Consider the following 4,516-nt stretch of genomic DNA (forward strand, 5'->3'; position numbering starts at 1 on the left):
CCGACGGTGTGGTGGCCGACGCTGCCGTGCCCGACGCTGCTGCTCCCGGCGGTGCCGATGAGCCGGGAGATTGCGGCACCGTGCTCGGCGCGGGGCTGTCCGGCGGGTTCGAGCGTGGCGACACCGAACCCAGTTCGGGGGCAAGCCCCTTGGCGGAGACCGGAGCGGGGTCCGCGCGCTTCGCCCCGCCTGCCACGGTGGCGAAGGCGCACTATGCCGTGTCGGGCGATGCCCGGGTCCGCGACCTGGGGCAAGGCGCATCAGCGCCTCGCGGGAGTCGGCGCGTCGATGCCGGAGCAGTTGGTGCCGGGCCTGTTGGTGCCGCCGAGTCGGGTGCCGCTGTATCCGATGTCAGCGCGGCGGGGAGGTTGCGGGGGGCCGAGTTCATTGCCCGGATGCCGGGTGCGCTGGTGAGAGGAGATGTGGCGTGGGCCGAGACGATGTGAATGTGCTCGTCGTGGACGACGACTTCCGGGTGGCGAACCTGCATTCCGGGATCGTCACGGCGCTACCGGGATTCACGGTGGGCGCGACCGCCACCACGCTCGCCGCGGCGCGGGCGGCGATCGCCGCGCACAGCTTCGATCTGGCCCTGGTGGACGTGTATCTGCCGGACGGTTCGGGGATCGACCTGGTGCGTGAGATCCACTTCGACGCCATGGTGCTCACGGCGGCGACCGAGGCCGAGACCGTGCGCGCCGCGCTCAGCGCGGGTGCGCTCGGGTACCTGGTGAAACCGTTCGACCACACCGCCCTGGCCGCACGCCTGGCCGGTTATGCCCGGTACCGCCGCATCCTGTCCGCCACCGAGGTGACCGCCCGCGAGGTGGATGCCGCCCTGGAGGCGCTGCGTCCGACGCCGCCGACCGCCCCGGCCGCGGCGGCCTCCTCGACCACCCGGGAACTGGTCCTGGACGCGGTGCGAGTCGCCGCCTCCCCGCTCTCGGCCGCCGAGGTCTCCACCGTCACCGGCGTCTCGCGCGCCACCGCCCAGCGGTACCTGGCCCTGCTCGTCGCCTCCGGCGAGGTCCGCATGCAGTTGCGCTACGGCAGCACCGGCCGCCCGGAACAGGAGTACATCGCCATTCGGGGTGCCACCACCTAGTGCCACGGAGTCACCCGAGTCCGGGGCCGACGGGCAGTGCTCTCCGCCCGCCGCGATCGCCCCGCCGGAGCCGGCGGCAACGGGTACCCTGCTCCGAAACGTTTATATTTCAATAGTTGGGAATCACGCTCATGCGCAACCGCTTCCGCATCGCCGCCCTGGCCTTCGCCCTGGCCGCCGCCCCCTTCGCCGTCATCGCCCCGGCCACAGCAGCCGTCCCCCTGACCCCCGCCGAGCCGACACTCCCGGCTGTCCCGCACACCGCCGAACCGGTCGGCTTCGCCTGCATCCTCATCTACCCCACCCCGCCCGAATGCGCACTGGCCTCCCTCTCCGCGGGCCTGTCCGCACAGTGACGGGCTCGTCACCCTGACCATTCCTGCCCTGCCCACCGCGTGTACCGCCCGGTCCGCCGGGGCTCAGCGCCGTCATCGGGCGCGGCCGCGCTCAGTTCGACACAGCCACGCCCAGCGACAGCGCGCCGTAGGGTCGGGGCGCCCCCTCCTGATAGAAGCGGTCCACCTCGCGGAGTTCGAATCCGGCCGTGGTCAACAGTTCCGCGATATCGCGGTTGAGATGGCACCCGCCCGCCACCGTCTTCTGGATCGGGTTGAGGCGATGCTGCCAGGTCTGGACGCCGGGATCGGGAGCCAGTCCGTGTTCGACGAAGTGCAGCGTGCCGCCGGGCAGCAGCACCCGCCGCACCTCGGCCAGCGCCGCCAGCACATCCGGGATGGTGCACAGCGTCCACGTGGACAGCGCCGAGTCGAAGGTGTTGTCGGCGAATGGAAGCCGCTGCCCGTCGAGTCCCGAGCGCTCCACCGGGACGGGTGCGGCCGCCACCCGCTGCGCCGCCATCCGCCAGCCCAGATCCGCGGGTTCGACGGCGCTCACCGACTCCACCGCGCTCGGGTAGAGCGGCACATTGCGGCCGGAGCCGAATCCGATCTCGACGACCCGCCCGTGCAGGTCGGCGCAGGCTCGCTCGCGCAGCGGATCGAGCGCCCGCATACCGCAGGTGAGGTCGACGAGGCGGGGGAGGATGCGGTCTTCGTAGATACCCACGTTCTCACTCTCCCAAGGTCGGGGCTCGGCCGCCAGTGCCGAAACCGCCGAAACCGCGACTCAGCGCGGCGGCATCCGCTCGGTGAGCCAGTTCGACAGATAGTCCAGTACGGCCGGGTCCATGGTGGTCTCGATGGCCGCGTACTCGTCGGGCGTGCCCTTGTCGGCCGGCTGCAGTAGATGGTTGAGCCCGTCGAAGGTGTGGACGGTGGCATCCGGATTGTCCGCCAGCAGATTCCGCATGGGTCCTTCGCTCTGGGCGGGTGGTACCTGGAGATCCTTGCCGCCGTACACGGCCAGCGTCGGCACCCGCAGTGCCGACAGTGCCGGGGCGGGATCGTAGTTCAGCAGCGCCGCCATGTACGGGCTCGCCATCTGCGCCGCGGCCTCCTCCGGTGAGCGCTCGTCCTCCGGGAGGCTGTTGTTGTGCTCGAGCACGTACCGGCGGGCCGCCTCCAGATCGCCGGTGCGGACGATGGCGACCAGTCCCGACACGAAGCCGATCTGCTCGCTGATCTCCTCGGGCGTCGCCCCCTGGGCGGCCATGATGAGCCGGTTCTGCTCCAGCAGCACCTCCGAACCCGGCACCGCCGGACCGGCCAGCAGGATCGTGAACGCCACCCCGCTGTCGGGACGCGCCGCCGCCAGCGGGGCGAGGTAGCCACCCTCGCTGTGGCCGAGCAAGCCGATGCGACGGGCGTCGATATCGTCGCGGCCGCGCAGGTAGTTCATCCCGGCGATGATGTCGTCGGTGAGCTCCTGATAGGTGGCGTGTTCCAGATTGCCGCCGGTCCCGCCGACGCCGCGGTCGTCGGTGCGCAGCACCGCGTATCCGGCGCGGGTGAGAGTGTCGGCGAGCAGCAGGAAGGGCTTGTGTCCGAGCAGGGTCTCGTCGCGGTCCTGCGGTCCGCTGCCGGTGATCAGCACGACGGTCGGGAACGGTCCGGTGCCCTCGGGCCGGGTCAGCGTGCCGGCGACGGTGATCTCCCCGCTCGGATAGGACACCTCTTCGGTGTCGTACGGGAACGGCGCCTGCGGTTCCTGCGGTCGCGCCGGACCCTCCACCTGTCCGCGGGTCAGCCGCAGCGGGAACTGTTGTCCGCCTTGGCTGAATTCGCCCTCGATGGTGTCGCTGTCGCGGTTGTAGGTCCCTTCGAACTTCGGATCGCCCGGGACGTCCGGAATGCTGAAGGTGACCTTGTCCGGATCGGCGCTCACCCCGGTCAACGGCGCGGCGGCCACGCCCTGCTCCGGAATGTCGACGGTGGCCTCGCCGTCATCGGCGAAGTTCACCCCGATGGCGAGCTGGCGGCCGGGGAGCTCGATACTGCCGTGCCAGTCGCCGCTCACCTGTTCGGGTGTCGGTGTGGCGTCGTCCTTTCCGCATCCCGCCGCCACCAGGGCGACGACGGCGGACAGGATCAACAGGAGTGACCGCAGCGTGCGCATACCTCACCCTACGCATGACCGGAACGCGGACGCTTCGGTTACGGGCCGATAACCGGTCGGACACCATCGATAACCACTCGGACGTCCGACATAACAGGGCGGGTTCCGTCGTTGCCGCCGCCGACCGGGCCTCCGTACCGTGGACGGTGTGAGCAATGTCGCTTCCCTCCCCGGTGCCGCATCCCTTCCGGCTGGTGTCGGCGGTGCCGCCGCCGCCGAATTCGCCCCTCTCGTACGAACTTTCGCGAGGATCATGGGCGGCAGACCGGGTGCGGGAGGTGGGCTGGCCGTGCACCGGCACGGCGAGCCCCTGGTCGACATCTGGATCGGCGACGGCGAAACCGGCCGTCCGTGGGGACCGGAGACCGGCAGCATCGTGTTCTCCGCGACCAAAGGCATCGCGGCCACGGTGATCCATCGCCTCGCCGACCGCGGCCTCATCGACTACGCCGCACCGGTCGCCGAGTACTGGCCCGAATTCGGGGCCAACGGCAAGGACCGGATCACGGTGCGGCAGCTGCTGTCCCATCGCGCCGGACTGTCCGGGCTGCCCGCCATCGCACGCGGGCTCGACGAGGTGCTCGACCACCGGCTCATGGAGGAGCGGCTGGCCGCGGCGAAACCCGACCACCTGCTGGGTGTTCCGACCTATCACGCTCTCACCTTCGGCTGGCTGTGCGGCGGGCTGGCCCGCTCCGTCACCGGTCGCGGCATGGCCGATCTGTTCCGTACCGAGGTCGCCGAACCGCTCGGCACCGACGGCATCCATCTGGGTCGCCCGGCCCCGGGCTCGGCCACCCGGGTCGCCGCGGTGGCGGGCTCGCGCCTGGAACTGGTCGGCGCGCCCTATGCCGCCATGGCGCTCGGCCGGGCCTACGGCATTCCGGGCGCGGCGGG

Annotated in this window: 5 protein-coding genes and 1 pseudogene; 4 read left to right on the forward strand and 2 right to left on the reverse strand. The window is 71.1% G+C overall.

The window, feature by feature from the left end; translation table 11 throughout:
* The 3 genes and pseudogenes from ON31_RS37525 to ON31_RS11170 form a co-directional block, all read left to right on the forward strand.
* Positions 1 to 446 (forward strand): annotated as a pseudogene (locus ON31_RS37525) (hypothetical protein); the annotation flags it as partial.
* Positions 428 to 1,105, forward strand: a complete 678-nt coding sequence (locus ON31_RS11165; protein WP_039812527.1) for a response regulator transcription factor — start codon at positions 428 to 430, stop codon at positions 1,103 to 1,105. The pseudogene ON31_RS37525 and the gene ON31_RS11165, both read left to right, overlap by 19 nt.
* A 116-nt stretch (positions 1,106 to 1,221) precedes the next feature.
* Complete coding sequence (locus ON31_RS11170; protein WP_147287202.1) at positions 1,222 to 1,461, forward strand: hypothetical protein; 240 nt, start codon at positions 1,222 to 1,224, stop codon at positions 1,459 to 1,461.
* A 91-nt stretch (positions 1,462 to 1,552) separates the two neighbouring features.
* On the opposite strand, the gene ON31_RS11175 is transcribed toward ON31_RS11170, so the two are convergent.
* Positions 1,553 to 2,170 (reverse strand): class I SAM-dependent methyltransferase, encoded by a 618-nt coding sequence (locus tag ON31_RS11175; RefSeq protein WP_039812531.1) that lies wholly within the window; start codon positions 2,168 to 2,170, stop codon positions 1,553 to 1,555.
* A 60-nt stretch (positions 2,171 to 2,230) separates the two neighbouring features.
* The gene (locus tag ON31_RS11180) at positions 2,231 to 3,619 is read right to left on the reverse strand and encodes an alpha/beta hydrolase family protein (RefSeq protein WP_039812533.1); all 1,389 of its coding nucleotides are present in this window, start codon (positions 3,617 to 3,619) and stop codon (positions 2,231 to 2,233) included.
* A 148-nt stretch (positions 3,620 to 3,767) separates the two neighbouring features.
* Here ON31_RS11180 and ON31_RS11185 point away from each other — a divergent pair.
* Positions 3,768 to 4,516: serine hydrolase domain-containing protein (locus ON31_RS11185; RefSeq protein ID WP_157533652.1), on the forward strand; the 749-nt coding region annotated here is incomplete at its 3' end.

The sequence above is a fragment of the Nocardia otitidiscaviarum NBRC 14405 genome (genome assembly GCF_000308635.1).
Taxonomy (GTDB): domain Bacteria; phylum Actinomycetota; class Actinomycetes; order Mycobacteriales; family Mycobacteriaceae; genus Nocardia; species Nocardia otitidiscaviarum.